Origin of the sequence: Streptomyces milbemycinicus (assembly GCF_002154605.1) — a bacterium.
In the GTDB taxonomy this organism is placed as follows: Bacteria; Actinomycetota; Actinomycetes; order Streptomycetales; family Streptomycetaceae; genus Streptomyces; species Streptomyces milbemycinicus.
On sequence record NZ_MUNE01001123.1, the window covers coordinates 1 to 1,885 of the forward strand.

Below are 1,885 nucleotides of genomic sequence, written 5' to 3' on the forward strand. Positions count from 1 at the left end.
GCCGAGGCCCCGCCCGGCGCCCGCGCTGAACCGGCCGCCGAGGACGGGGCGTTCCCGGATGACGATGTGTTCACGGCGTCCACGCGCGGCGAGGGCCGCAACCGCTTGAATCCGGTCGCCGATCCGCCACCTTCCCGTACCGCGGCCACCTCCCGCCGCGCCGTGCTCACCACCGCCGCCGCGGGGGCCGCCGGGCTGCTGGCCGGGGGTGCGGCGGTGGCCGGGTGGGTGGCGGGCCGTGGCGGGCTGTCCGCGCTGACCGACCCCGGTTCGGGGCGGCGCCCCGCCACGAGCCCGGCGCCGCGCCCCCCTTCCGGCACCGCCCCTCTCGCCCGGTGGCGCTTCGACCTGACCGATGCCACCTCCGTACCGCCCCTGGTGTGGCGCGGCAGGCTCGCCATCATCACCAACTCCCAGGAGGCGGTCGCCCTGGACCTGCGCACCGGCCGCCCGAGCTGGCGCCGCGACGACCTGGGCACCGATGCCACCCCCGAACCCATCAGCCGCGAACTCGCCCTCGTCACCATCAACAACAGACTCGTCGCCTTCAACGCCCGCGACGGCCACCAGCGCTGGGTGGAGTCCAAGTACTCCGGCACCGGCCTCACCTTCCACAAGATGCTCTCCGTCGACGCGGACGGCCGCCACGCCTACTTCACCGCGACCGGCTCGGGAAGCAGCATCGGAAGCCGTGGCTCCAAGCCCCCCACCTACGTGGTCGCGTACGACACCCGAACGCGCCGCGAGCGGTGGCGGAGCCGGCTGCCCGCCGCGTACGGCGATGACGTCGGGGCGTTTCCCACCCGCCGCTCGCTGGTCGGCCTGGGATACCCAGGAGACGAGGTGGAGCTCATCTCGCTGCGGCTGTCCGACGGACACCAGGAGTGGCGCAGGCGCTTCGACGGCGTCAGCGCGGGGGACAAGGTCGGGATCTCCGCCGGCCGTGGTCTGCTCTACGCCGCGCGCGGGGCCACGCTGCGCGCCGTGGACATCGACTCGGGCAAACAGCGGTGGTTGCTGGACATCAACAGCTACGCGACGACGAAGTCCCCGCTGGGCCACCCGGTGATCCGCCAGGGGCCGGGCGGAAAGGGCGATGTGCTGTATGTGTCCGACGGCACCAAGCTGGTCTACGCGGTCGACCCGGACCGTGGCACCGAGCTGTGGCGGTCCGCACTGCCCGACGACACCGTGTGGAAGGCGACCCCCACCCTCTCGGTCACCGACTCCGGCCGTACGGTGCTGGCCGCTGTTGCGGCAGGCGTGTTCGCGCTCGACGCCCGGACGGGTGGGGTGCGGTGGCGGTTCCAGGAGAGCAGCGGCGAACTCCTGGACGAGTACCAGGTCTATCCGGCGAGATCGTCGGCCGTCGTCGCCCACGGCGCCGCCGTGTTCATGCTTCCGGTGGAGTGAAGGGATGACCGTGAACGTGACGGCGGACGAGCCCGCCCTGCCCGTGCGGCCACTGCTCGGCCACGACCCGGAGTCGTTCGGCCGCTACCGCCTGCTGGCCCGCCTCGGGTCCGGCGGGATGGGAACCGTCTTCCTGGCCCGCTCCGACGGCGGACGGACCGTGGCGCTCAAGGCCATCCACCGCGACCTGGCCGAGGAGAGGGAGTTCCGCGAGCGGTTCCGGCAGGAACTCCAGGCCGCCCGCTCCCTCGGCGGGGCCGACTTCTTCCCGGCCGTCGTGGACGCCGACACCGACGGACCGCGGCCGTGGCTGGCCTCCGAATACCTGCTCGGCCCCTCCCTCGCCCAGGCTGTGGAGGCCCACGGCCCTTGGCCGTACGCCGCGTTGCGCGCCCTGGGCGTCGCGCTCGCCCGGGGGCTGGCCACGGTGCACCGCCAGGGCCTGGTGCACCGCGATCTCAAGCCCTCCAAC

2 protein-coding genes are annotated in these 1,885 nt (G+C 73.6%); both read left to right on the plus strand.

Features of this window, described 5'->3' with window-relative positions; translation table 11 throughout:
• On the plus strand, nt 1–1,413 hold a 1,413-nt coding region (locus CCN51_RS51490; protein WP_158104797.1), incomplete at its 5' end, for an outer membrane protein assembly factor BamB family protein.
• Nucleotides 1,414–1,417: 4 nt separating this feature from the next.
• On the plus strand, nt 1,418–1,885 hold a 468-nt coding region (locus CCN51_RS51495; protein ID WP_245881888.1), incomplete at its 3' end, for a protein kinase domain-containing protein.